Annotated in this window: 23 protein-coding genes; 15 read left to right on the top strand and 8 right to left on the bottom strand. The window is 60.9% G+C overall.

Going from position 1 to position 23664, the window contains the following annotated elements; all coding sequences use genetic code 11:
* Positions 1–9 precede the first annotated feature (9 nt).
* From OX460_RS18535 to OX460_RS18510, 6 genes are read right to left on the bottom strand one after another with little or no spacing between them, the layout of a single operon-like run.
* The gene (locus OX460_RS18535) at positions 10–1362 is read right to left on the bottom strand and encodes a sigma-54 dependent transcriptional regulator (RefSeq protein ID WP_099665748.1); all 1353 of its coding nucleotides are present in this window, start codon (positions 1360–1362) and stop codon (positions 10–12) included.
* A gap of 28 nt (positions 1363–1390) precedes the next feature.
* Positions 1391–2629 carry an FtsX-like permease family protein gene (locus tag OX460_RS18530; RefSeq protein ID WP_289899533.1) on the bottom strand — a complete coding sequence of 413 codons (1239 nt, stop codon included), beginning with the start codon at positions 2627–2629 and terminating at the stop codon, positions 1391–1393.
* Positions 2630–2657: 28 nt separating this feature from the next.
* Positions 2658–3980, bottom strand: a complete 1323-nt coding sequence (locus OX460_RS18525; protein ID WP_251349403.1) for an ABC transporter permease — start codon at positions 3978–3980, stop codon at positions 2658–2660.
* Positions 3981–3988: 8 nt separating this feature from the next.
* On the bottom strand, positions 3989–4702 hold the full coding sequence (locus OX460_RS18520; protein WP_251349402.1) for an ABC transporter ATP-binding protein: 714 nt from the start codon (positions 4700–4702) through the stop codon (positions 3989–3991).
* A 24-nt stretch (positions 4703–4726) separates the two neighbouring features.
* Complete coding sequence (locus OX460_RS18515; RefSeq protein ID WP_289899532.1) at positions 4727–5992, bottom strand: efflux RND transporter periplasmic adaptor subunit; 1266 nt, start codon at positions 5990–5992, stop codon at positions 4727–4729.
* Between the two features lie 56 nt (positions 5993–6048).
* The gene (locus OX460_RS18510; RefSeq protein WP_289899531.1) at positions 6049–6180 is read right to left on the bottom strand and encodes a hypothetical protein; all 132 of its coding nucleotides are present in this window, start codon (positions 6178–6180) and stop codon (positions 6049–6051) included.
* A gap of 19 nt (positions 6181–6199) precedes the next feature.
* Here OX460_RS18510 and OX460_RS18505 point away from each other — a divergent pair, with 19 nt between their 5' ends.
* Positions 6200–7765, top strand: coding sequence for a DNA mismatch repair protein MutS (locus OX460_RS18505; protein WP_289899530.1), 1566 nt, complete (start codon positions 6200–6202; stop codon positions 7763–7765).
* 9 nt (positions 7766–7774) lie between these two features.
* On the opposite strand, the gene OX460_RS18500 is transcribed toward OX460_RS18505, so the two are convergent.
* Positions 7775–9700 (bottom strand): phosphoethanolamine transferase, encoded by a 1926-nt coding sequence (locus OX460_RS18500; protein WP_289899529.1) that lies wholly within the window; start codon positions 9698–9700, stop codon positions 7775–7777.
* A 425-nt stretch (positions 9701–10125) separates the two neighbouring features.
* Here OX460_RS18500 and rpsL point away from each other — a divergent pair, with 425 nt between their 5' ends.
* The 6 genes from rpsL (at position 10126) to OX460_RS18470 (ending at position 16165) form a co-directional block, all read left to right on the top strand.
* Positions 10126–10509 carry a 30S ribosomal protein S12 gene (gene rpsL / locus OX460_RS18495; protein ID WP_010394376.1) on the top strand — a complete coding sequence of 128 codons (384 nt, stop codon included), beginning with the start codon at positions 10126–10128 and terminating at the stop codon, positions 10507–10509.
* 152 nt (positions 10510–10661) lie between these two features.
* Positions 10662–11132 carry a 30S ribosomal protein S7 gene (rpsG, locus tag OX460_RS18490; RefSeq protein ID WP_010394377.1) on the top strand — a complete coding sequence of 157 codons (471 nt, stop codon included), beginning with the start codon at positions 10662–10664 and terminating at the stop codon, positions 11130–11132.
* 108 nt (positions 11133–11240) lie between these two features.
* Entirely contained in the window at positions 11241–13346 is a 2106-nt protein-coding gene (gene fusA / locus OX460_RS18485; protein ID WP_077398827.1) for an elongation factor G, read from the top strand.
* Positions 13347–13418: 72 nt separating this feature from the next.
* A complete protein-coding gene (gene tuf, locus OX460_RS18480; RefSeq protein ID WP_077398776.1) occupies positions 13419–14609 on the top strand; it encodes an elongation factor Tu in 1191 nt (396 codons plus the stop codon).
* Positions 14610–14788: 179 nt separating this feature from the next.
* On the top strand, positions 14789–15106 hold the full coding sequence (gene rpsJ, locus OX460_RS18475) for a 30S ribosomal protein S10 (protein ID WP_010394389.1): 318 nt from the start codon (positions 14789–14791) through the stop codon (positions 15104–15106).
* A gap of 213 nt (positions 15107–15319) precedes the next feature.
* Entirely contained in the window at positions 15320–16165 is an 846-nt protein-coding gene (locus tag OX460_RS18470) for a DUF817 domain-containing protein (RefSeq protein WP_077398829.1), read from the top strand.
* 18 nt (positions 16166–16183) lie between these two features.
* Here OX460_RS18470 and OX460_RS18465 read toward each other — a convergent pair whose 3' ends face one another.
* Positions 16184–16732, bottom strand: a complete 549-nt coding sequence (locus OX460_RS18465; protein WP_289899528.1) for a tetratricopeptide repeat protein — start codon at positions 16730–16732, stop codon at positions 16184–16186.
* 175 nt (positions 16733–16907) lie between these two features.
* On the opposite strand from OX460_RS18465, the gene creB reads away from it, so the two are divergent.
* The 8 genes from creB to rplB all read left to right on the top strand — a co-directional run bounded on the left by creB (position 16908) and on the right by rplB (position 23662).
* Complete coding sequence (creB, locus tag OX460_RS18460; protein WP_251349397.1) at positions 16908–17633, top strand: two-component system response regulator CreB; 726 nt, start codon at positions 16908–16910, stop codon at positions 17631–17633.
* Positions 17630–19051 carry a two-component system sensor histidine kinase CreC gene (gene creC / locus OX460_RS18455; protein ID WP_289899527.1) on the top strand — a complete coding sequence of 474 codons (1422 nt, stop codon included), beginning with the start codon at positions 17630–17632 and terminating at the stop codon, positions 19049–19051. The genes creB and creC overlap by 4 nt, the downstream gene beginning before the upstream one ends.
* 86 nt (positions 19052–19137) lie before the next feature.
* Positions 19138–20565, top strand: a complete 1428-nt coding sequence (creD, locus tag OX460_RS18450) for a cell envelope integrity protein CreD (protein ID WP_289899526.1) — start codon at positions 19138–19140, stop codon at positions 20563–20565.
* 177 nt (positions 20566–20742) lie between these two features.
* Positions 20743–20937 (top strand): hypothetical protein, encoded by a 195-nt coding sequence (locus OX460_RS18445; RefSeq protein ID WP_077398840.1) that lies wholly within the window; start codon positions 20743–20745, stop codon positions 20935–20937.
* A 303-nt stretch (positions 20938–21240) separates the two neighbouring features.
* Positions 21241–21897 (top strand): 50S ribosomal protein L3, encoded by a 657-nt coding sequence (rplC, locus tag OX460_RS18440; protein ID WP_010394393.1) that lies wholly within the window; start codon positions 21241–21243, stop codon positions 21895–21897.
* Between the two features lie 3 nt (positions 21898–21900).
* Positions 21901–22521 carry a 50S ribosomal protein L4 gene (rplD, locus tag OX460_RS18435; RefSeq protein ID WP_034753197.1) on the top strand — a complete coding sequence of 207 codons (621 nt, stop codon included), beginning with the start codon at positions 21901–21903 and terminating at the stop codon, positions 22519–22521.
* Positions 22518–22835 carry a 50S ribosomal protein L23 gene (gene rplW / locus OX460_RS18430; protein WP_010394398.1) on the top strand — a complete coding sequence of 106 codons (318 nt, stop codon included), beginning with the start codon at positions 22518–22520 and terminating at the stop codon, positions 22833–22835. The genes rplD and rplW overlap by 4 nt, the downstream gene beginning before the upstream one ends.
* Positions 22835–23662 (top strand): 50S ribosomal protein L2, encoded by an 828-nt coding sequence (gene rplB / locus OX460_RS18425; protein WP_034753198.1) that lies wholly within the window; start codon positions 22835–22837, stop codon positions 23660–23662. The genes rplW and rplB overlap by 1 nt, the downstream gene beginning before the upstream one ends.
* The last annotated feature ends 2 nt before the right edge of the window (positions 23663–23664 follow it).

Here is a 23664-nt window from a genome sequence, read left to right as displayed (position 1 = left end):
GGTTTGCCATCAGCCGCGCGCGATGCCCAGGCGTTCCATGCGCCGGTACAGCGCCTGGCGCGACAGCCCCAGTTCCTGCGCCGCCTGCGCCACCACGCCTTGCGCGCGCGCCAGCGCCGCGGTGACGCTGTCGCGGTCCGGCTCCGTCGCGGCGCCATCCTGCGGCGCGCGCAGCGATGGCACGCCTGCCAGCGGCAAGCCCGTCTCCTGCGCGCGGATCACGGGACCTGCCGTCAGCAGGCTGGCGCGCTGCATGACGTTTTTCAGTTCGCGCACATTGCCCGGCCAGCCATGGGCCAGCAGGGTCGCCTGCGCCTGCGCATCGAGCGTTTTCTCGCTGCCCAGGAAATGCCGCGCCAGTACCAGGATGTCAAGCGGGCGCTGGGCCAGCGGCGGCAGGCGCAGTTCGATCACGTTCAGGCGGTAAAACAGGTCTTCGCGGAACGTGCCGGCCTTGATCATCGCCGGCAGGTCGGCGTTGCTGGCGCTGATGACGCGCACTTTCACCTGCCGCTCGCGGTTCGAGCCGAGGCGCTCGAAGCGTCCCGTTTCCAGCACGCGCAGCAGCTTCATTTGCCCGGCCAGCGGCAGGTTGCCTATCTCGTCGAGGAACAGCGTGCCGCCGTCGGCCGCATCGAACTTGCCGTCGCGCGCGCGGGTGATGCCCGTGTACGCGCCGGCCTCGGCACCGAACAGTTCCGCCTCGATCAGGTCCACCGGCACCGCGCCGCAATTGAGCACCACGAAAGGACCGCTGGCGACCTGGGAATTGGCTTGCACGATGGCGGCGATGCGTTCCTTGCCGCTGCCGTTCGGCCCCGAAATGAGCACGGGCACGTCGGCGCGCGCCACCTGGCACGCCAGGTGCACCACGCGTTCGGTGGCCGGGTCTTGCCACACCATGCCGCGCAGGTCGAAGTCGTGTTCCAGAGCATGGCGCTGGCGCTGCTCGGCCACCACGCGCTGGCGCAGCGCGCGGTTGGCTTGTCCCAGCTCCAGCAGGTTCTGCACGCTGGCGATCAGGCGTCGGTCGTCCCATGGCTTGGCCAGGTAGTCGGCCGCGCCGGACTTGATCAGGTCGACGGCCGCGTCGAGCTGCGTCCAGGCCGTCAGCAGGACCACGGGCAGGTCCGGGTAGCGCGCGCGGATGGCGTGGAACAGCGCGCTGCCTTCCTCGCCCGAGGTGGTGTCGGCCGTGAAGTTCATGTCCTGCACCACCAGATCGATGGCGTGGCGTTCGAGCAGCTGCAGGCCTTCCTCGGGCGAGGCGGCGCGCACGGCGTCGATCTCGTGCAGGGAGAACAGCACGTCGAGCGCGATGGCCACGGCGGCATTGTCGTCAATAATCAGTACGGTAGGCATGCGCGCAGCATATCACTCAGGTGCCGGCTCAGGTACTGCGGGTGGCAGTGGCCGGCGAAATACTGGCCGCGCGCCATGCCGGACCGTACACGGCGCCCACGCCCAGCAGCCAGAACACCAGCGCACCGGCCACCAGATAGCCGGGCGGCAGGCGCGCCATTTCCAGCTGGCTTACCAGCAGCTGGTTCAAGCCCAATGCCAGCAGCACGCCGCATGCCACGCCGACGCTGGTGATCATGAAATTCTCGGTCAGGAAATAGCGCAGGATGTCGATGCGGCGCGCGCCGAGCGCGCGCCGCACGCCGATCTGCTTGCGCCGCTGCGAGACCCACAGGCTGGCGATGCCGACGATGCCGCTGGCCGTCACCAGCAGCAGCAGGGTGCTGACGGCGATGAGCATCCAGGACAAGCCCCGGTCGGCCAGATAACGTGATTTGCGGTGCTGTTCCAGGGTATCCGTGCGCACCAGCAGGCGCTCGCTGCTGGACTTGCGGATCGCTTGTTCCGCCTCTTTCATCAGGCGGTCGCGCTGGCCTGGTTCTGCCCGCACGGCAAATAGCAGCGAATCGCGCCCGCCCGTCAGGCGCGCCGGCAGGATGATCGAATACTCGCCCTGGGCGCCGACCTGGCCGACCTGGGTCTGCAGCCGTTCCACCACGCCGATCACGCGCATCTCGTCATCGTTGTCGCCGGTGCCATTGAACAGGGGTTTGCCGACAAAGCTGGTTTCGCCGGGCCAGATCTTTTGCGCCGCGGCGCGCGTCACGATCACCACCTTGGGGAAGCTTTCATCGACGTCTTCATTGATTTCCGGGACCTCGTCGGCATGGAAATCGCGCCCTTCCACCAGCTTCAATCCATATGTCTTGACCAGCGAATCGGGCGTGACGTACATCGAGGTGCTGGCGCTGGCCGCGGCCTGTCCGCGTTTGGCCGCGACGTTGGTGCTGCTGCCGGAGCGCGACAGAACCGCCTGCGTGGTTTGCGCCACGGAGACCACGCCCGGCAGGGCGCGCAGTATCGCGGCCTGGCGCTTCTGCTCGGCTATCTGGCGTTGCGGGCTGCCTTTGTCCATGCTCTGGACTTTGACATAGAAGATGTCGTTTTCGGCTACCACGCCGGTGGGACGGGCGGCGATGGCCTGGCGCAGGTTGACGATGTACAAGGCGTTGGCCAGGATGGCGAGGCTGATGGCGACTTGCACGGCGACGAGCACGGCGCCGGTCTTGTTGCGCATCAGCGCCGACAGGATGGGGCGGATTTCCATGTTGGGCCTCATTGTGAAAAGGTGGGTGTCATTGGGATTTGAGCTGCATGGCCGGCGTGACCTGGCAGGCGCGCCAGGTGGGCAACAGCCCTGCGAGCAAGGCCGCCAGTACGGAAACGGCAAACGTCAGCAGCAGCATCGGGACATCCAGGTGCGCCACGGTGCCCAGCTCTTTCGACTGCGAACTCACCACGGCCAGGGCGGCATAGGCCAGCAACAGGCCCAGCACGCCGCCGGCCAGCCCGATGACGCCTGTCTCAATGAGGAACTGGCGGAAGATGTCGCGCTGCGTGGCGCCCAGCGCGCGGCGGATGCCGACTTCCGCCGCCCGCACGGAGAACTTGGCCAGCAGCAGGCCGATGGTGTTGACCAGGCAGAGCAGCAGGAAGCCGAAGGCCAGCCAGGCGGCCAGCTTGTTGTCGTTGTCGACAACGTTCAGGAAATCGAGCCACTGCCTGACGTCGTACAGCATGTTGGGCGCATGGCGCGGCATGCGGCCCAGCTTGCGCTGTTCGGCCGCATAGCTGTCGAGATAAGCCTGCAGTTCGCTCCGTTCGCCGGCGCTGGCCATTTCAAACCAGAATTGCAGCCAGGTGCAGTCCGATGCCAGGATACCCTGGTAACCGGGGCTGCGCTCGACGCCGCTGCAGGCCATGCCGCCGTCATGCCCCGTTTCGTGGCGAATGGCGCTGGCAAACGGAATGAAGAATTCATCCTCCGTGCCGAAAGCACCCTTGCTGCCGATGATGCGGTGCACGCGCGGCACGGGGTCCCACTGAGCGAGCACGCCGCTGACCAGATAGGGACGTCCCAGCACCGTCACGCGCTGGCCCACGGGATTGACTGTGCCCAGCAGCTTTTCCGCCAGGGCGCGGCTCAGGACGATGACGTCGGCGCCGCTGTCGTCGTCGGCCTCGCTCCATGGCTGGCCATACAGGAAGGGCACTTCAAACATGGCAAAGAAATCGCGTGTGGGAGCCAGGCCCTGGGCCCGGAAGGCGCCGAGGTCCCTGCGCGCCGGTTCCACGGGGCCGGCCACGCCGTACATGACGCTGCGGCGGATGCCTATCTTGCTGGCCATGAAGTTCTTCGCATCGGTATAGGCGAGTTGTGCCTGGCCGAAGCTGGGCTTGGTGCCCGGCGTATAGCCTTTCAAGGGAACTACGTCGATCATCGGCACGAACATGCGGTCGCTCTTGTGCGGCAAGGGGTCGCCCGACATGGCGTGCAGGATGGTCACGGTGGCCACGCTGGCGGCCACGCCGACAGCCAGGGTCAGCACCATCAATGCCGTCAGGGCGGGATTGCGGCGCAGGTTGCGCAGGCCCAGCTTGAAATAGTAGTGGAACATGGCGGCTCCTAGGCGGTCGCGTGCTGTGGCCTGGCCGACAGCGTGGCGCCATGCTGCACCAGGTCCGACACCTGGCCGTCGATGATGTGCACGTTGCGTTGCGAACGCAGCGCCAGTTCGGGATCGTGCGTCACCATCAGGATGGTCGTGCCTTGCGCGTTGATATCCTCCAGCAGTTCCATCACGCCGCGCGCCATCTGCGTGTCCAGGTTGCCCGTCGGTTCATCGGCCAGCAGCAGTTTCGGCGAGCCGGCCAGCGCGCGTGCGATCGCCACGCGTTGTTGCTGCCCGCCCGACAGTTCGGCCGGATAATGCTTCATGCGCGAGGCCAGTCCCACCTTGGCCAGCGCATCCTCGATGCGTTCGCGGCGCTCGGCGCTGTTGAAGCCCCGGTAGCGCAGCGGCACGTCGACGTTGTCGAACAGCGACAGGTCGGGAATCAGGTTGAAACCCTGGAAGATGAAGCCCAGTTTTTCATTGCGCAGGCGCGAGCGGGCATTATCGTCCATGCCCCTGACGTTGACGCCGTCGAGGATGTATTCGCCATCGGTGAATTCCTCGAGCAGCCCGGCGATGTTCAGGAAGCTTGTCTTGCCGGAGCCGGACGGTCCCGTGACGGTGACGAATTCGCCCTGGCGAACGTGGATCTCGAAGCCGCGCAGCGCGTGCGTTTCGATCATGTGGGTGCGGTAGATCTTGCTCAGGTTTTGCATGCGCAGCATGGGAAGCCTCCTTGTTGACTGAAATTAATTGAGTGCGACGCGGGCCGCGTTCGCGAAATTTTCCGTACCGGCGACCACCACCTTGTCGCCCAGCTTCAGGCCCCCCAGAATCTCGACGGCCGAGATGCTGGTGGCGCCCAGCTTGATGGGCGTGCGAACGGCCACGCCATCGCGCACCACGTAGGCAAAGCGTCCGCCTTCGGCTTCGACGAAGGACCCGCGCGCCAGCATCAGCACATTGGGGCGCTCGTCGATCAGCAGGCGTGCCGAGACGCGCTGGTTCTGGCGCAGGCCGGCCGGCTGTTCGCCGTTGAAGCGCACGCGCGCCAGCACCTGGTTCTTGACCACTTCGGGCGACAGCGCCGACAGCTTGCCGGAGGCGCGGATGGCGCCCGTTTCGATCTCGGCGCTCATGCCCAGGCCGATGTCGGCCACATACGTTTCCGGTACTTCCAGCTCCACTTCCAGCTGCGACAGGTCGACCAGGGTCATCAGGGCCGTGTTGGCCTGCACCACGCTGCGGTTGGCCACCGACAGTGTGCCGATGAAGCCATTGACGGGCGCGCGCACGGTCAGCTCGTCGACCCTGCGCTGGGCGTTGTCGCGGCTCAGGCGCTGGCGTTCCAGTTCGTTGACCCGGGTCTTCAGCGCCAGGGTCACGTCCTCGCCTTCCAGGCCCGCCGCCTGCGAAGCGTGCTTGCTGCGGATCTCGGCGGAATTCAAGGCATCCTTGGCCTTCTGGTAATCGATCTTGGCGATGATGCCCACCTGCGCCACGCTTTCATAGCGCTCCAGCGTGCGCTGGGCGGACAGGCGCTCGATTTCCGCCGTGTCCGCTTCGCGCCGGGCCAGCAGTTTCTGTTTCTTGGCCAGGATCTGCTGGCGCGCCACTTCCGCTTCCAGCTGCTGCACGCTCGACTGCTCGCGTTTCAGCGCGTCCGACAGGTCGGGCGACTCCAGCACGGCCAGGATGTCACCCTTCTTGACGGTGTCGCCGGCCTTCGCTTTCAGCGTGACGGTGGCCACCGTGGTCGAGTACAGGGTCGGGCTGATGGCGGCGACCACGCGTCCGTTCACGGCGGCGTCGCGGATCAGGGTACCGCGCGTGACGTCGGCGATGCGCAGGCGGTCGGCATTGACGGAATGTTCGCTGTTGCGCCAGCCCGCAACGGCAGCGATGGCGGCGCTGATGACGACGGCGGCGCCGGCCAGCAGCAGGGCGCGTTGCTTGTGGCGCTGGCCCGGCGGGGCGGACAGGACGGCGTCTTGGGAGGAAGTATCGCGGATCATGGTCAGGTCTCGTGAAGGATACCTTTCTCAATGCACGATCCGTGCCAGTTGCTAAGTCATTGATTTGAATGGGAAAAATATTTTTCGTCCGGCTGTCCGCCGTGTCCGCGCTGTCCAGCATGTCCGTCCGCGCAGGTTGCACTTGATAAATTGGCAATCGCCTGCATCTGCGGGAACATACCTTTCATAGACTCCTCCACAGGCGCCATGCATCCGTTCCTCCAGCAACTTTTCCCTGCCCGTGTCTTCGCGCCGGCGCTCGATTATCCTTTTGCGCGCAGCGACGTGGCAATGCTGCAGCGGCTGGCGGGCGAGGCGCCAGCGCTGGATGAGCAGACCTGGGACGAGCTGCTGCTCGACCAGTATGCGGCGCAGTTGGCGCGCGAGACCAGCATCTTCGGCCAGCAGGAGCTGCACCGGCGTCTGAGCGGCGGCCAGGCTGATCCTGCCTCCATTGCGCGCGTCCGGCAATTGCTGGACGATCCGGCCCAGGCGGCCAGCCTGCAGCGCGCCTGCTTGCCCTTGCGTCAGGCTGATACGGAAGTGTGCGCAACCCTGTTTGGTGCGGCGCTGGCGCCGGCGCCCTGGTGGCGCGCCTGGCTCTGGCTGGTGCCGCTGGCCTTGTTGCTGGCCATCGCCGCTACCTGGCTGACGGGGTGGCCGGCCCTGTTTGGCGTGGTGGCCGCCTGCGTGGCGCTGATGACCGTGCAGGCGCGTTTTTACGAAAGCGCCAAGGCGTGGGAGCGCACGCTCGATACCTTGCGGTACCTGCTGAAAACCCGTGCCGCTCTGGCGCGGCTCGATGTGCCGGCAGCCTTGCCATTGGCTGCGGAGGGCGCGCAGGCGGCAAAACTGACGCGGGCCATCGAGCGTTCGCTGCTGCATTACGTGCCCTTCATCGATACGGTACTAGTCGAATATGGCGACTGGCTCCTGCTGAAAAACGTCAAGCGCTATTTCCGCACGCGCCAGCTGGCGGCGCAGCAGCTGCCCTTTTTGCGCGACAGCTTTACCCGGGTGGCCCAGCTGGAAGCAGACCTGGCCCTGGCGCGCCACCTGCGCGGCCGCGCGCAGTTTTGCTGGGCGCAGGAAAGCGATGCGCGCCAATTGTCGCTCGACGCGATGGTGCATCCGCTGCTGGACGGCGCCAAGCCCCTGTCGCTGCGGCTCGATGGCCGCGGCGCCTTCATTTCGGGGCAGAATGCGGTGGGCAAAAGTACCTTGTTGCGCGGCGTGGGGCTCAATCTGATCAGTGCGCGCGCCTTCGGCTTTTGCTATGCGCAGGCGGCCCGGGTGCCCATGCTGCCCCTGTATTCGAGCATGCAGAATGAAGACTCGCTCGATGGCGGCGAAAGTTTGTACATTGCCGAATTGCGGCGCGCGCGCGAATTGCTGGCGCTGGCCGAGGAGGGTGCGCCGGCGCTGTTCCTGATCGATGAAATCTTCCGCGGTACGAACCATCTCGAATCGGTGGCGGCGGCGGCCGCCGTGCTGCACAGCCTGGCCGCTGAGCACCTGGTGATCGTCTCGTCGCACAACCTCGTGCTGGGACCCTTGCTGGAAGACTGTCTGGCGTCATGGTGCGTGCGCCGTGATGACAAGGGCGCGCTGCTGCTGGCGCCCGGCGTGCTGCAGGCCACGAATGGCATCGCCCTGCTGGCGCAGCGCGGGTTTGACGCCGGCATCGCGGACAAGGCCGGGCGCGTCTTCGACTGGCTCAGCACGCACATGGCGCAGCCGGCCGATTGCGGCGGCGTTCTCGAACGGGCCTGATGGCCGCGCTTACTTTTCCTGTTTCTCCGGCGTGCTCTTGTCGATCACTTCGCGGCAATCGCCGCGGATGATGGCGTTGTCGTAGTTGGTCCAGCCATAGCTGTCGACGTAGCGCTTGTGCTGTTTGAAGCGGGGGCTGGCGATGCTCCATTCGGGCTGTTCGCCGGCAAAACGGATGTCGCCCAGGTCGAGCAGGGTGTGGAACATGTTTTCCGTCGACAGGCGCGCCTTTTGATGGCGCCGCAGCTGCGTCACCTTGTCCGGATAGTGCTGCTGGAATTGCGGCGAATACCAGACGAAGGCGGGCACGTGGAATTCGAACTGCGTGTTGTGGCCATGGAAGGCCAGGCGGCAGGTGCCGTCGTACAGGGTCTGGCCGTGATCGGCCACGTAGACGAGAGAACTGCGCAGGGCGGTGCGCTGGCCATCGTCCTTCAGCATGCCGATCACGTGCGACAGGAACCAGTCCGTGTACAGGATGGAGCTGTCGTAGCTGTTGTTCAGCTGCGGCTTGATGGCCGTGTCCGTGTAGACGGGCTTGTCGACGCCGAACAGCGACGGCTGCCACTTGTCGAATTGCTTGGGATAGCGTTGGCTGTAGTTCCAGTGGCTGCCCAGCGTGTGCAGCACGATGAGTTTTTTCGGCGCCGGGTCGGCCAGCGCGTTCTTGAACGGATCGAACAGGATCTGGTCGAAGTTCGAATTGTTGGTAAAGCCGCCCAGGTTCAGAAATTGCACCACGTCCGCTTCCTTGGCAAACACGGACACGGGCGTGTCGAACTGGCCGAACGAGATCTGGTTCGACAGCCAGTAGGTCTTGAAGCCCGCTTCCTTGTAGGCGGTGAGGAAGGATTTTTCCGAGAAGCCATCCTTGAGGCTTTGCGTGGCCGGCTTGCGCGAGATGATGACGGGCACGGACAGGCGCGTGGCGGAAACGGCCGTGATGACGTCGGCCAGCGGCACCAGGTTGCTTTCCTGTTTCAGTAGCGGGTTGGTGTCGCGCTCATAGCCGTTCAGGCTCCAGCGGTCGTAGCGCGACGATTCGCCGATCACCATGACCACCACTTCCGGATGGGGATCGGGCTGTTGCTGGTGCGCGCCGAAACGGAAGCTGCTGCTTTTCTGTCCCAGTTCGGCCAGGTATTTGCGTTCCTTGTAGAAATCGAAGCCGCGCGCGGCCAGGCCGAAGGGCCAGGAATTGCTGACGGTGTCGAAGGCGTAGGGCAGGCGCGCCCAGTGAGGCAGGCTGGGCCAGCCCAGGCCCGTCTCATCGGCGCCGGCGATGCTGGCGTTTTCCGGCTTGCTGCTTTCCTCGTCTTCCTCGGCCGTTTCGTCATCGGCCGAGCTGGCGTCGCCGAAGCCGGAGGCGCCCGCCTTGCCGCTGGCCGCCGAGTTGCCGGCCTTGGCCGATGCTGGGGCGCTGTGCAGGACTTTGGCGTCGAAACCGAATTCATAGCCATACCACCAGAAACCGCCCAGCAGGAGTAACAGCACGAAGGCGGCCGGGCGCGTCTTGCCGCGCCAGTCGAGGTCGCGCGTGCGCGCGGCCGCAAACCAACTGGCAGCGCACCAGGCGATCACGCTCAGCATGACGGCGCCCATCAGCCATACTTTTTGCCCGAGGAATTCCATCGCTTCCTTGGGGCTGGTTTCGAAGATGATACCCAGGTGGTGCGTGGAAATGCCCTGGCCATAGAAGATGAACAGGTAGATTTCCGTCGGCAGGGCCAGGAAGGCGGGCACCAGCAGCCAGTGGAAATATGCGGGGCGCTTGAACACGCTCCAGACGGCCAGCCAGGCCAGCAGTTCGAACGTGAGCATCTGCCAGGGATGCTCGGGCGCACGTCCCAGCAGCGCGGGGATGAAGGGCACGGCCGTCAGCAAGGCGTAGGTCAGCAGCAGGAACAGATTGGCGGGGCGAAGCAAGGGGCGCATAAAGGAGGGCAGCGAAAAATGTCCGCTATTATCAATCCTTTTGTTGTCTTGCGGTCATACAAGAATGTGTGGCCCCGATGCTTGGTTGTAGAGAAAGAATGCCAAATCATCAAGCGCTGCGAGGTGCCGGCGCCCGCGCGCCGCCCCCAAAGATTAGTCAAAATGCCACAAAAGTGCCGCTTTTTTGCCTTTTTTTATAGCAAAAAGCGGTAAACTGATTGACCCCCTGTAACACAAGGTCTAAACTAGCGAGTTCTCGATTTTATTCTGCTCATCGTTTACGTATTGCTTGGCATTTCATGGCCGCTCCTTATCGAGTGGCTGCGGGCGCCTCCGGTGCGCAGTAGATGAAAGCGGGACGAGGTTTTAGTCGCCGGGCATCTTGCCCGGGTTATTAATCGTAGTTTTTTGTTGGATTTATAACGATGCCAACCATCAATCAATTGATTCGCAATCCACGCGTCGCTTTGACCGTGAAGAGCAAATCGCCGGCGCTGGAAAACAGCCCGCAAAAACGTGGCGTCTGCACACGTGTTTACACCACGACTCCAAAGAAGCCTAACTCGGCTCTGCGTAAAGTCGCTAAAGTTCGTCTGACCAATGGTTTCGAAGTCATTTCGTACATTGGCGGTGAAGGCCATAACCTGCAAGAGCATAGTGTTGTGCTGTTGCGCGGCGGTCGCGTTAAGGATTTGCCGGGTGTGCGTTACCACATGGTTCGCGGTGCCCTGGATACCCAAGGCGTTAAAGACCGTAAGCAATCGCGTTCGAAGTACGGTACCAAGCGCGCTAAAGCAGGCAAGAAGTAATAGGTTGTACGCAGCAAACCCAAGTTTCGCTCAGTGGCAACTAGCTAAGTGAATGTAGTCGACCGCATCTGGTCGAGTAAGTGGAGGACTATGATGGTCGTCCGCGAGTGTGCGAAGAACGCGCGCTCAACTGAAGATTGAAAGGAATTGATATGCCACGTCGTCGTGAAGTACCCAAGCGCGAAATTTTGCCAGATCCAAAATTCGGCAACACTGATGTCGCTAAATTTGTAAACGTGCTGATGCTGTCCGGTAAGAAATCGGTTGCAGAAAACATCATCTACGGTGCTTTCGAGCACATCGCAGCAAAATCGGGTAAAGATCCACTCGAAGTTTTTGCTACCGCAATCAACAACGCCAAGCCGTTGGTTGAGGTGAAATCCCGTCGCGTCGGTGGTGCAAACTACCAGGTGCCGGTCGAAGTTCGCCCAGTCCGTCGTATGGCTCTGTCCATGCGTTGGTTGCGTGAAGCTGCTAACAAGCGCAGCGAAAAATCGATGCCACAACGCCTCGGCGGTGAGCTGATGGAAGCGGCTGAAAGCCGCGGCGGCGCGATGAAAAAACGCGACGAAGTCCATCGTATGGCTGAAGCGAACAAAGCGTTCTCGCATTTCCGCTTCTAATATAAAGCCAGCTACCGCAAGGCGGCTGTCAAGCATCTGTTGTTCGAGGCCGGGCTCATTTTTGCAAAAAAATGCTGCTCGGTTTTGTCCATTCATTTAGGATTAATTATGGCCCGCAAGACCCCCATTGAGCGCTATCGTAATATCGGTATCTCCGCTCACATCGATGCAGGTAAGACGACCACGACCGAGCGCGTCCTGTTCTACACAGGCGTGAACCACAAGCTGGGCGAAGTCCATGATGGCGCTGCCACCACCGACTGGATGGCACAGGAGCAAGAGCGCGGTATCACGATTACCTCGGCTGCTGTTACGTGCTTCTGGAAAGGCATGGCTAACAACTTCCCAGCTCACCACATCAACATCATCGACACCCCAGGCCACGTTGACTTCACCATTGAAGTGGAACGTTCGATGCGCGTGTTGGATGGCGCCTGCATGGTTTACTGTGCAGTCGGCGGCGTGCAGCCACAATCGGAAACGGTATGGCGTCAGGCTAACAAGTACAAAGTGCCACGTCTGGCCTTCGTGAACAAGATGGACCGTACCGGCGCCAACTTCTTCAAGGTCTACGATCAGATGCGTTCGCGTCTGAAAGCCAACCCAGTACCTATTCAGATGCCTATCGGCGCTGAAGACGTCTTCACCGGTGTTATCGATCTGGTCAAGATGAAAGCGGTTATCTGGGACGACGCTTCGCAAGGCATGAAGTTTGAATACGAAGACATTCCTGCACACCTGGCCGCTGATGCTGCCAAGTGGCGCGAGAACATGGTTGAAGCCGCTGCTGAAGCGTCGGAAGACCTGATGAACAAGTACCTGGAAGAAGGCGACCTGTCGGAAGCCGAGATCAAGGCTGCTCTGCGTCAACGTACCATCGCCAGCGAAATCGTTCCAATGCTGTGCGGTACCGCCTTTAAAAACAAGGGCGTACAAGCCATGTTGGACGCGGTCATCGAGTACCTGCCATCGCCAATCGACATTCCGCCAGTACCTGGTCTGGATGAAGATGAACAGCCTGTCGAGCGTAAAGCTGACGACGACGAGAAATTCTCGGCGCTGGCGTTCAAGATCGCAACCGATCCGTTCGTGGGCCAGCTGTGCTTCATCCGTTGCTACTCGGGTACCCTGAATTCGGGCGACTCGGTGTTGAACTCCGTGAAGCAGAAGAAAGAGCGTATCGGCCGTATCGTGCAGATGCAAGCGAACGAACGCGAAGAAATCAAGGAAATGCGCGCTGGCGACATCGCCGCCGTTGTGGGTCTGAAAGACACCACCACTGGCGATACGCTTTGCGACGACAAGGCAAGCGTGGTTCTGGAGCGCATGGTCTTCCCTGAGCCAGTGATTTCGCAAGCGGTTGAGCCAAAAACCAAGGCCGACCAGGAAAAAATGGGCTTGGCGCTGAACCGTCTGGCAGCAGAAGATCCATCGTTCCGCGTGCGTACCGATGAAGAATCGGGCCAGACCATCATCGCCGGTATGGGCGAGTTGCATCTGGACATCATCGTTGACCGCATGAAGCGCGAATTCAACGTTGAAGCCACCGTCGGCAAGCCACAAGTGGCTTACCGCGAAACGATCCGTAAAGTGTGCGAAGAGTCGGAAGGCAAATTCGTCAAGCAATCGGGTGGTCGTGGTCAATACGGTCACGTGGTTCTGAAGATCGAACCGCAAGAACCGGGCAAGGGCTTTGAATTCGTTGACGCGATCAAGGGCGGTACCGTTCCTCGCGAATACATCCCTGCAGTTGAAAAAGGTGTGCGCGACACGCTGACTTCGGGCGTGATGGCTGGCTACCCAGTCGTTGACGTTAAAGTCACGCTGTTCTTCGGTTCGTACCATGATGTTGACTCGAACGAAAATGCATTCCGCATGGCCGCTTCGATGGCATTCAAAGATGGCTGCCGCAAAGCATCGCCAGTCATCCTGGAGCCGATGATGGCCGTGGAAGTGGAAACGCCGGAAGACTACGCCGGTACCGTGATGGGCGATCTGTCGTCGCGTCGCGGCATGGTGCAAGGTATGGATGAAATTGCTGGCGGTGGCGGCAAGATCATCAAGGCCGAAGTGCCTCTGTCGGAAATGTTCGGCTACGCTACGTCGTTGCGTTCGTCGACCCAAGGTCGTGCGACTTACACGATGGAATTCAAGCACTATGCTGAAGCACCTAAGCATGTGACTGAAGCAATCGTAAGCTCGAAAGCTAAGTAATAGAAGTTCCGGGCCGGCTTTCACGAGAATGCCGGTCCCTACATTTAAATCATTGTTCTAAGGAAGAATAAAATGGCAAAAGGTAAATTCGAACGGACCAAGCCGCACGTCAACGTCGGCACCATCGGCCACGTCGACCACGGTAAAACCACGCTGACCGCTGCAATCGCAACGGTTCTGTCGAAGAAATTCGGCGGCGAAGCTAAAGCATACGACCAGATCGATGCAGCTCCAGAAGAAAAAGCGCGCGGTATCACGATTAACACCGCCCACGTCGAGTACGAAACGGAAACGCGTCACTACGCGCACGTTGACTGCCCAGGCCACGCCGATTACATCAAAAACATGATTACCGGTGCTGCCCAGATGGACGGCGCGATCCTGGTGTGCTCCGCAGCTGACGGCCCAATGCCACAGACCCGCGAACACATCCTGCTGGCCCGCCAAGTTGGCGTTCCATACATCATCGTGTTCCTGAACAAGTGCGACCTGGTCGACGACGCAGAGCTGCTGGAACTGGTTGAAATGGAAGTGCGCGAGCTGTTGTCGAAGTACGAATTCCCAGGCGACGACCTGCCAATCATCAAAGGTTCGGCACGTATGGCGCTGGAAGGCAAAGAAGGCGAAATGGGTGTTGACGCAGTGCTGCGTCTGGCCGATGCGCTGGATGCTTACATCCCAACGCCAGAGCGCGCTGTTGACGGCGCCTTCCTGATGCCAGTAGAAGACGTGTTCTCGATCTCGGGTCGCGGTACCGTTGTGACCGGTCGTATCGAGCGCGGCATTGTTAAAGTCGGCGAAGAGATCGAAATCGTTGGTATCACCGATACCGTCAAAACGACTTGCACCGGCGTGGAAATGTTCCGCAAGCTGCTGGACCAAGGTCAAGCAGGCGACAACGTTGGTCTGCTGCTGCGCGGCACCAAGCGTGAAGACGTGCAACGTGGTCAAGTTCTGGCAAAACCAGGCTCGATCAAGCCGCATGCTCACTTCACCGGCGAGATCTATGTTCTGTCGAAAGACGAAGGCGGCCGTCATACGCCATTCTTCAACAACTATCGTCCACAGTTCTACTTCCGTACGACGGACGTAACCGGTTCGATCGAGTTGCCAGCAGACAAAGAAATGGTCATGCCAGGCGATAACGTGTCGATCACCGTCAAGCTGATCAACCCGATCGCGATGGAAGAAGGTCTGCGCTTCGCTATCCGCGAAGGCGGCCGTACCGTCGGCGCTGGTGTTGTTGCCAAAATCATCGCTTAATTATTAAGCGAATAGAAAAGAAGACGCGTCGTCGCCCGGCGCCCTTCTTTTTATTCAACTGCCGGGGTTGGCAAGCATTTTGGTGCTATCATGTCGACCCTGACGGTTGTAGCGTCAGAAATTCCCGTATGACCTCATTGCCGTGCAGACTGCGCGGTTCGTTCTTTTAAGGAAATATCATGTCGGCACCAAACCAAAAAATCCGTATCCGCCTGAAGGCTTTCGATTACAAGCTGATCGACCAGTCCGCTCTGGAAATCGTTGAAACCGCGAAGCGCACCGGCGCTGTCGTCAAAGGCCCAGTACCACTGCCTACCCGTATTCAACGTTTCGATGTGCTGCGTTCCCCGCACGTCAACAAAACTTCGCGCGATCAGTTCGAGATCCGTACGCACCAACGCCTGATGGACATCGTTGACCCAACGGACAAAACCGTTGACGCGCTGATGAAGCTGGATCTGCCAGCTGGTGTTGATGTCGAAATCAAACTGCAATAAGAGTTTTCAGGGCAGCTGACAACACCGTAGCATCAGGTATTGACAGCTGTTCCAGGCCGGCGGGGTGTCCCGCTGCCTGATGATGGGGCCGGGCCTGCTCACGATCGTGAGTGCGCCCGGCCCCATTGCTATTGGTGCCTGCCCAGTACTGGCGCCACCTGCCTGCGTGCAAAATCGCTTTACAGTGCTGCAGCCCGTCGATAAAGTTGCTGCATGCTCAATGCCCTCGATACCCACCTGTTAAATGCGACTCCACGCCAGCGCCTGCGCGGCTGGCCGCGCTTCCTGACCGAATTCCTGTATTTCGGCATCAAGGAGGCGAGGTCGTGCCTGTTCGTGGGGCTGTTTTTTGCTGCCGTGTTCCTGGTGCCGCGCGCCGGCCTGTTCGGCCTGCCGCGCTATGACGTGCTGCTGCTGGTGGCGCTGGCGATCCAGGCGGCGATGGTTTGGAGCGGACTGGAAACGTGGGATGAGCTGAAAGCCATTTGCCTGTTCCATGCGGTCGGCTTTGCGCTGGAAGTATTCAAGGTATCGGGGACGATCCAGTCGTGGAGCTATCCCGACTTTGCCTATACCAAAGTGTTCGGCGTTCCCCTGTTTTCCGGCTTCATGTATGCGGCGGTCGGCAGCTACATCATCCAGACCTGGCGCCTGCTCGACATGCGGATTCGCCACCATCCGCCATATTGGATGGCGGTGCTGATCGCTGTTCTGATCTACGCCAACTTCTTTACTCATCATTACATCGGCGACTATCGCTGGTACCTGGCCGCCTGCGCGCTGGGCTTGTACGCGCGCACCACCGTGGTGTTCCGTCCGCTCGACCGCGACCGCAGCATGCCCTTGCTGCTCGGTTTCGTGCTGGTCGGCTTCTTCATCTGGCTGGCTGAAAACATCAGCACTTTCTGGGGCGTGTGGCGCTATCCGAACCAGCTTGGCGCCTGGTCGGTGGTGCATGTCAGCAAATGGAGCTCCTGGTCGCTGCTGGTGGTGATGACCTTCACCATCGTGGCCCACCTCAAGCACATCAAGGCCAGCATCCACGTCGCCCAGCCCTAGGCCGGGCCCGGGAGTTGCTTATTGCAGGCTGGCCGCCACCGCGTCGAAGCGCCCCCCCAGTGCCGCCTGCGGACCGCCTTGCAGCTGCCTGGCGTACTGGCGCAACACTTCCGCCGAATACGTGCGCGACGCGGATGACAGCTTCGGCAGCAACGGCAGCACGCGTTCCAGGTAGCCCGTGCCTTCCTGCCACTTGCCTTGCGCGGCCAGGGCCGACGCCAGTTCCACCATGCGGCGGCCAACGCGCGCATCGCTGCGTGGCTGCGCCGCTTCTTCCGTGGCCAGGGCTTGCCGGTACAGTTGCTCCGCTTCGGCATTCTTGCCTTGCAAGCGCTTGATGCGGCCGAGGTTGTACTGGCGCTGCGAGAGGATGTCCGCGCTGGCCCCAGCCTGCTCGGCGCTGCGCAGCGCCTGTACGCAAGCCAGTTCCGCTTCGCCAAACTGGCCCTTGAGTTCGGCCGCGTTGCAGGCGTCTTGTTGTGCGTTGGAGGTGGTGATCGTCGCTGGCACCGCGCAGGCGGCCAGCAGGCTGACAGCGCATAGCAGGCTGATGGTATGGTTCTTCATAGTCTCCTCGGACGGGTGTTGGACACGGTGTATCAGTGGAGTCATGCTGCGATAAATATACTATAAGTTTTTTGGGGTGGGTGGCTTTTTGCCGGCGCGCGGCAAGGCGCGCGATTGACGCCGCTTGCGTGCTTCAGGGATACTCCGGGTCTGTCCACTACTGCGTGCCGCCGCCATGTCCAAGACTGTCCTGATCGTGGAAGATGAACAGGCGATTGCCGACAGCATCGCCTATGCCTTGCGCACGGACGGCTTTGCGCCGCGCCATGTGATGTTGGGCGAGCAAGCCTTGGCCGCGTTGCGCCCAACGCCCGGCGAAGCCGCGCAGATGCCCGTTCTGGTGGTGCTCGACGTGGGCTTGCCCGACATGAGCGGGCTGGAAGTGTGCCGCCGGCTGCGCCAGTTTTCCGAGGTGCCGGTGATCTTCCTGACGGCCCGCAGCGACGAGATCGACCGTATCGTCGGCCTGGAAATCGGCGCCGACGATTACGTCACGAAACCGTTTTCGCCACGCGAACTGGTGGCGCGCATCCGCGTCATCCTGCGCCGCGCAGGTGTCGCGCAAGCTCCCCGCGAGACTGGCATGACGATAGTCGCGCCTGTCGCCGCGTCGGCGCGCTTCGAATTGCGCGCGCTGGAGGCGAAGGTGCTCTTTCACGGCCAGCCGCTGGACCTGACCCGTTATGAATACCTGTTGCTGAAAACCCTGCTCGCGCATCCCGGCCACGTGCTGTCGCGCGCGCAGCTGATGGAGCGCGTGTGGAGCGGGGCGCCGGACACGCTCGAGCGTACCGTCGACGCGCACGTCAAATCGCTGCGCGCCAAGCTGCGCGCCATCGATGCGCAAGTCGACCCCATCCACACCCACCGTGGCCTAGGCTACAGCCTGGCCGGCGCATGAAGATCGGCCTGCGCATCCTGCTCGGCTACTTCCTGATCGTCGGGCTGGCCGCATGGTTCCTGCTGAACGTCTTCATGGAGCAGGTCAAGCCCGGTGTGCGCTCGACCCTGGAAGACACCCTGGTTGATACTTCGCAGCTGCTGGCCAGCCTGGTGGCGCCCGACGTGAAGGCGGGCAGCCTGGCGCAGTCGCCCGTGGCAGAACGCATGCAGGATTACGCGCGCCATGGCGTGGACGTCAATATCAACGGCGTGCGCAAGCGCACGCTCGATTACCGCATCACCATCACGGACCGGCATGGCATCGTGCTGTTCGATTCCAGCGGGCGCGACGTGGGCCGCGACTATTCGCGCTGGAATGACGTGTACCTCACCTTGCAGGGCAAGTATGGCGCGCGCAGCACGCGCAGCCGGCCAGACGACGAGATGTCGACGGTCATGCACGTGGCCGCGCCGATCCGCGACGGCAATGAGGTGATCGGCGTGCTGACGGTGGCCAAGCCGAATGCCAGCGTGCAGGCGTTTGTCGAGCGCAGCCAGCGCAAGATATTGCAGCGCGGCGCCGTGCTGTTGCTGCTGTCGCTGCTGATCGGCCTGGCATTCGCCTGGTGGCTGCACCATGCGCTGGGCAAGTTGATGCATTACATCGGCGACGTGGAAGCGGGGCGCAAGGTGGCGCTGCCGGCGTTGGGCCAGAACGAGATCGGCACCCTGGGGCGGGCGCTGGAGGCGATGCGCACACGCCTGGAGGGCAAGGAGTATGTGGAGCAGTTGATGCACACGCTGGCGCATGAATTGAAAAGCCCGATCGCCGCCATCCAGGCCTCTGCCGAGCTGCTGCAGGAAGACATGCCGCCGGCCGAGCGCCGCCAGTTTCTCGCCAGCATCCTGGAGCAGAATGCGCGCCAGCGGCAACTGATCGACAAGCTGCTGGCCCTGGTGCGCGTGGAAAAGCAGCAGCGCCTGGATAACCCTGAGCGCATCGCGCTGGCGCCCCTGCTGGCGCAAGTGGCGCAGGATGCGGCCGCCACCCTGGCGGCGCGCGGCGTGCGTCTGCAGCTGCAGCACGACGAGGCGAGCGTGGCGGGCGACCCCCTGTTGCTGCGCCAGGCGCTGGGCAACCTGCTCGATAACGCGGCCGGCTTCGCCCCGCCCGGCAGCTGCATCGACCTGACGGCGCGGCGCCAGGGCAGCCAGGTGGAAATTGCCGTGCGTGACCGCGGCGCGGGCATCCCCGCATATGCGCTCGAACGCGTCTTCGAGCGCTTCTACTCCTTGCCGCGCCCGAGCGCCGGTAAAAGCACGGGCCTGGGCCTGCCTTTCGTGCGCGAGGTCGCTTCCCTGCATGGCGGCACGGTCGAGGTGCTCAATCATGCGGAAGGCGGTGCCTGCGCGTGCCTGTGTCTGCCGCTGGCTTAGCGCACTATATTTACAGGCTTCACACAGACTGCATCGTCAGCGCATACAGCTTTCCTACACTGGCCGCCTTACTTCAAGGATGCGCCATGCAAAAAACTCTCTTAGTCAAAGCGATGATCGTGTTCGGCCTGATGTTGTTAATCGGCTTGCCTTTGCTGATGATTCAGGAAACGATCAAGGAGCGGATGGAGTTCCGCCAGGAAGCCGTCAACAGCATCGCCGCCGATTCGGTGCGCGAACAAACCATCATCGGCCCCATCCTCGTGATTCCCTACACGGAGCAGTACGAAGAGCGCGTGGAAGTGGCCAAGGGTGATGACAAGGAAGCGAAAGCGCCTGCGCGCACGGAGTTGCTGCGCCGCTTGGTGCAGCGTCGCCTGCTCGTGTACCCGAACGATCTGCAGATCAACGGCAACATCGAGACGGACCGCCGTTACCGCGGCATCCACCAGGTGCTGGTCTACAGCGGCCAGCATGCCTTCAAGGGCGACTTCACGGTGCCGGCCAGCAGCCAACTGCCGCGCAAGTCGCCGGACTCGCGCGTGACCCTGGGCCAGCCTTTCGTCGCCCTCTCCATCGAGGACGTGCGCGGCATCCGCAATATTCCGAAAATCGACTGGGGCGGACAAAAGATCGAGTTCGAGCAGGGTACCGACCTGCTTGCCTTCCGCAGCGGCTTGCATGCGCCGCTGGGCGCCATGCCTCTGGCGGCGCCGCAACAGGTGCGCTTCAGCTTTGACCTGGGCCTCGATGGCATCGAACGCCAGCATTTCGTGCCGGTGGCCAAGAACAGTCAGATCCAGATCAAGTCGAACTGGCCCCATCCGCAGTTTGGCGGGCGCTTCCTGCCGTCGCCGAAGAATCGCCAGATCGATGCCCAGGGCTTCAATGTAGCGTGGAATATCTCGTCGCTGGCCACCAATGCGCAAACGCAACTGAGCACGATCGAAGGGGAATTCAAGGTGCCCGACAGCGCCCCGCTGGGCCAGATCGACCGCTTCAGCGTGGGCTTCATCGAGCCGGTGAACGTGTATTCGCAGTCGGACCGGGCCACGAAATATGGCTTGCTGTTCGTGGCACTGACCTTTGCCGCCTTCTTCATCTTTGAAATCCTGAAAAGCCTGCCGATCCACCCGGTGCAATATTTGCTGGTGGGCCTGTCGCTGGTGATCTTCTTCCTGCTGCTGGTGGGCCTGGCCGAGCATATCGCCTTCCTGGCCGCCTATCTGATCGCCAGCGCCGCGTGCATCGTGCTGACCAGCTTTTACCTGGTGCACGTGCTGCACAACGCCTGGCGCGGCATCGGCTTCGGCGTGGCGCTGACCGTGCTGTATGGCGCCCTGTATGGCTTGCTGAGCTCGGAAAACAATGCGCTGGTGATGGGCAGCATCCTGCTGTTCGCCGTGCTGGCCGCCATCATGGTGGCGACGCGCAAGGTGGACTGGTATCAGGTAGGCAGGGGAGGGCAGCAATCGTCAGAGCCTGCTCCAGTGAGGCATGAAAAAGATTGCTGATTTGGAAAATAATTGGTTTTAAGTTGGTATTGTTTACGGTAGTCTTTGGTATTGCTTTCCGGGCAGCACGGTATTGTGTGTTGCGGTTTGCGGGAGTAATAGCGGGCGGCAGGAAGGATGGCTTGCCGCCACCGGGCAGTTCCTTTCATTCCAACATAACAATCTGGAGACAGCACCATGATCAAGAAACTGGCTTTTTTCCTCTTCGCCTGTGGCCTGAGTGCCGGTTACGCGTATGCCGCGGCGAGTGAGGATGTCTGGCAATGCCGTTCGCGCTGCGACAGCAGCTATGTTGGCTGCACCGGTTCATTGGGCGGCAGCCCGATTTGCCGTGACCTGCTCCAACATTGCCTGGAGCGCTGCAACGGCTAGACCAGCGACTCGCATGACGCATGGGCGCGGACGGGGCACAGGCCTGGTCCGCGCCCTTCTTTTTGTGGCGTCAGGGCGCATGGATGCTCATTTTGACGAGGCGCTGCGACAATTGCGGGAGGTGTTCGACAACTCCTGCAGGGGCGTCGCGCAACACTTTGACATACCTCGTGTTAACTTGTTGCGTCAAGGGTTTTTGTGCTATATACTAGCCGGCTTCGGTATGGATTCGTCTTTTTTGAGTCCTACGTTACTTTGTAGTTAAACAAGCCCCGCCCAATCGCAGGTGGGAATGGAGAAAAAATGAGCCTAGGCCTTCTCGGTCGCAAGGTTGGTATGATGCGCATTTTCACGGATGAAGGGGATTCGATTCCTGTCACCGTGTTGGACGTATCGAACAACCGTGTTGCGCAAATCAAAACCCCTGAAACAGATGGTTACTCCGCTGTTCAGGTCGCATTCGGTCAACGTCGCGCTTCCCGCGTGACCAAAGCTGTTGCTGGTCATCACGCTAAAGCTGGTGTTGAAGCCGGTACTCTGTTGAAAGAGTTCCGCGTTGACGCTGCTAAAGCCGCTGAACTGAAAGCTGGCGATGTTGTCGCTGCTTCCCTGTTCGAAGTCGGTCAAAAGATCGACGTGCAAGGCGTTACCATCGGTAAAGGCTATGCAGGCGTTATCAAACGTTACCACTTCGCTTCTGGCCGTGCAACGCACGGTAACTCGCGTTCGCATAACGTTCCAGGTTCCATCGGTATGGCACAAGATCCAGGTCGCGTTTTCCCTGGTAAGCGCATGACCGGTCATCTGGGTGACGTTAACCGTACGATCCAGAACCTCGTGATCGCCCGTATCGATGCCGACCGTCAGCTGTTGCTGGTCAAAGGCGCGATTCCAGGTGCGAAAAATGGCCAGGTAGTTGTCTCGCCAGCCATCAAAACCAAAGCCAAGAAGGGAGCTTAAACGATGGAACTCAAGCTTCTGAATGCGCAAGGTCAAGCCGCCTCGAACGTTGCTGCAGCCGATACGATTTTCGGCCGTGACTACAATGAAGCGCTGATCCACCAAGTCGTCATCGCTTATCAAGCGAATGCACGTAGTGGTAACCGCAAGCAAAAAGACCGTGAAGAAGTTCACCACACGACGAAAAAGCCATGGCGCCAAAAAGGTACCGGCCGCGCGCGTGCTGGTATGTCGTCGTCGCCACTGTGGCGCGGCGGTGGTCGGATTTTCCCGAACTCGCCTGACGAAAACTTCACCCACAAAGTGAACAAAAAAATGTATCGCGCAGGTATCTGCTCGATCCTGTCGCAGCTGGCTCGCGAAGAGCGCCTGATCGTCATCGACGATCTGACGATCGACGCGCCAAAAACCAAGCTGCTGTCGCAAAAATTGAACGGCCTGGGCTTTGATTCGGTTCTGATCATCACCGACGTTCTGAACGAAAACCTGGAACTGGCATCGCGCAACCTGCCTAACGTACTCGTCGTTGAGCCACGTCACGCAGACCCGATGTCCCTGGTGTTCTACAAGAAGATCCTGGTCACCAAAGCTGCATTGGCCAAGATTGAGGAGATGCTGGCATGAGCGCGATTTTGAAACATAGCGAAGAACGCTTGATGAAGGTGCTGTTGGCGCCCGTGATTTCCGAAAAGGCCACCATGGTCGCGGAAAAGAACGAGCAAATTGTATTCCGCGTATTGCCGGATGCAACCAAGCCTGAAATCAAGGCAGCGGTCGAACTGCTGTTCAAGGTTGAAGTTCTGTCCGTGCAAACTGCAAACCGCGAAGGTAAGCAAAAGCGCACCGGCAAGTTCAACGGTCGTCGTAACCATACCAAGCGTGCTTTCGTGTGCCTGAAGCCTGGCCAGGAAATCAACTTCTCCGAGGAGGCTGCATAATGGCACTCGTTAAGATGAAACCAACCTCGCCAGGCCGTCGCGGCATGGTAAAGGTGGTGAATGCCGACCTGTACAAAGGTCGTCCGTTCGCTGCCCTGGTTGAAAAGAAATCCAAGACCGCTGGTCGTAACAACAACGGTCACATCACCACCCGTCATATCGGTGGTGGTCATAAGCAACACTATCGCTTGATCGACTTCAAGCGCACCAAAGATGGTATTCCAGCGAAAGTGGAACGTATCGAATACGATCCAAACCGCACCGCGAATATCGCTCTGTTGTGCTACGCCGACGGCGAACGTCACTACATCATCGCAACCAAAGGCATGGCCGTTGGCGACAGCGTGATGAACGGTTCGGAAGCACCGATCAAATCGGGTAACTGCTTGCCAATCCGTAACATCCCAGTCGGTACCGTGATGCATTGCGTCGAAATGCTGCCAGGTAAAGGTGCTCAAATGGCACGTACCGCCGGCGCTGGCGTTGTGCTGATGGCACGTGAAGGTACCTACGCTCAAGTGCGTCTGCGCTCGGGTGAAGTACGTCGCGTGCACATCGAGTGCCGTGCAACGGTTGGTGAAGTCGGCAATGCCGAGCACAGCCTGCGTAAAATCGGTAAAGCTGGTGCGATGCGCTGGCGCGGTGTTCGTCCTACCGTTCGCGGTGTGGTCATGAACCCGGTCGATCACCCGCACGGTGGTGGTGAAGGTAAAACAGCAGCTGGTCGTCATCCAGTTTCGCCTTGGGGCCAACAGACTAAGGGTAAGAAGACACGCAGCAACAAGCGTACTACTTCCATGATCGTCTCGCGCCGCGGCAAGAAATAAGG

The organism is Janthinobacterium sp. SUN033 (assembly GCF_030397595.1).
GTDB lineage: Bacteria > Pseudomonadota > Gammaproteobacteria > Burkholderiales > Burkholderiaceae_D > Janthinobacterium > Janthinobacterium kumbetense.
The sequence above is the reverse complement of the archived record's forward strand: the minus strand, read 5'-3'. Positions and strand labels throughout refer to the sequence as shown.

Bases quoted from the DNA above. Each gene is read 5' to 3' on its own strand.
- OX460_RS18530 (WP_289899533.1), bottom strand. From the start codon at position 2,629: ATGGAAATCCGCCCCATCCTGTCGGCGCTGATGCGCAACAAGACCGGC.
- tuf (WP_077398776.1), top strand. From the start codon at position 13,419: ATGGCAAAAGGTAAATTCGAACGGACCAAGCCGCACGTCAACGTCGGC.
- creD (WP_289899526.1), top strand. From the start codon at position 19,138: ATGCAAAAAACTCTCTTAGTCAAAGCGATGATCGTGTTCGGCCTGATG.
- OX460_RS18515 (WP_289899532.1), bottom strand. From the start codon at position 5,992: ATGATCCGCGATACTTCCTCCCAAGACGCCGTCCTGTCCGCCCCGCCG.
- creB (WP_251349397.1), top strand. From the start codon at position 16,908: ATGTCCAAGACTGTCCTGATCGTGGAAGATGAACAGGCGATTGCCGAC.
- OX460_RS18445 (WP_077398840.1), top strand. From the start codon at position 20,743: ATGATCAAGAAACTGGCTTTTTTCCTCTTCGCCTGTGGCCTGAGTGCC.
- OX460_RS18535 (WP_099665748.1), bottom strand. From the start codon at position 1,362: ATGCCTACCGTACTGATTATTGACGACAATGCCGCCGTGGCCATCGCG.
- rpsG (WP_010394377.1), top strand. From the start codon at position 10,662: ATGCCACGTCGTCGTGAAGTACCCAAGCGCGAAATTTTGCCAGATCCA.
- OX460_RS18500 (WP_289899529.1), bottom strand. From the start codon at position 9,700: ATGCGCCCCTTGCTTCGCCCCGCCAATCTGTTCCTGCTGCTGACCTAC.
- OX460_RS18470 (WP_077398829.1), top strand. From the start codon at position 15,320: ATGCTCAATGCCCTCGATACCCACCTGTTAAATGCGACTCCACGCCAG.
- OX460_RS18525 (WP_251349403.1), bottom strand. From the start codon at position 3,980: ATGTTCCACTACTATTTCAAGCTGGGCCTGCGCAACCTGCGCCGCAAT.
- rplD (WP_034753197.1), top strand. From the start codon at position 21,901: ATGGAACTCAAGCTTCTGAATGCGCAAGGTCAAGCCGCCTCGAACGTT.
- rplB (WP_034753198.1), top strand. From the start codon at position 22,835: ATGGCACTCGTTAAGATGAAACCAACCTCGCCAGGCCGTCGCGGCATG.
- rplW (WP_010394398.1), top strand. From the start codon at position 22,518: ATGAGCGCGATTTTGAAACATAGCGAAGAACGCTTGATGAAGGTGCTG.
- OX460_RS18520 (WP_251349402.1), bottom strand. From the start codon at position 4,702: ATGCTGCGCATGCAAAACCTGAGCAAGATCTACCGCACCCACATGATC.
- creC (WP_289899527.1), top strand. From the start codon at position 17,630: ATGAAGATCGGCCTGCGCATCCTGCTCGGCTACTTCCTGATCGTCGGG.
- OX460_RS18465 (WP_289899528.1), bottom strand. From the start codon at position 16,732: ATGAAGAACCATACCATCAGCCTGCTATGCGCTGTCAGCCTGCTGGCC.
- rplC (WP_010394393.1), top strand. From the start codon at position 21,241: ATGAGCCTAGGCCTTCTCGGTCGCAAGGTTGGTATGATGCGCATTTTC.
- OX460_RS18505 (WP_289899530.1), top strand. From the start codon at position 6,200: ATGCATCCGTTCCTCCAGCAACTTTTCCCTGCCCGTGTCTTCGCGCCG.
- OX460_RS18510 (WP_289899531.1), bottom strand. From the start codon at position 6,180: ATGAAAGGTATGTTCCCGCAGATGCAGGCGATTGCCAATTTATCAAGT.
- fusA (WP_077398827.1), top strand. From the start codon at position 11,241: ATGGCCCGCAAGACCCCCATTGAGCGCTATCGTAATATCGGTATCTCC.
- rpsL (WP_010394376.1), top strand. From the start codon at position 10,126: ATGCCAACCATCAATCAATTGATTCGCAATCCACGCGTCGCTTTGACC.
- rpsJ (WP_010394389.1), top strand. From the start codon at position 14,789: ATGTCGGCACCAAACCAAAAAATCCGTATCCGCCTGAAGGCTTTCGAT.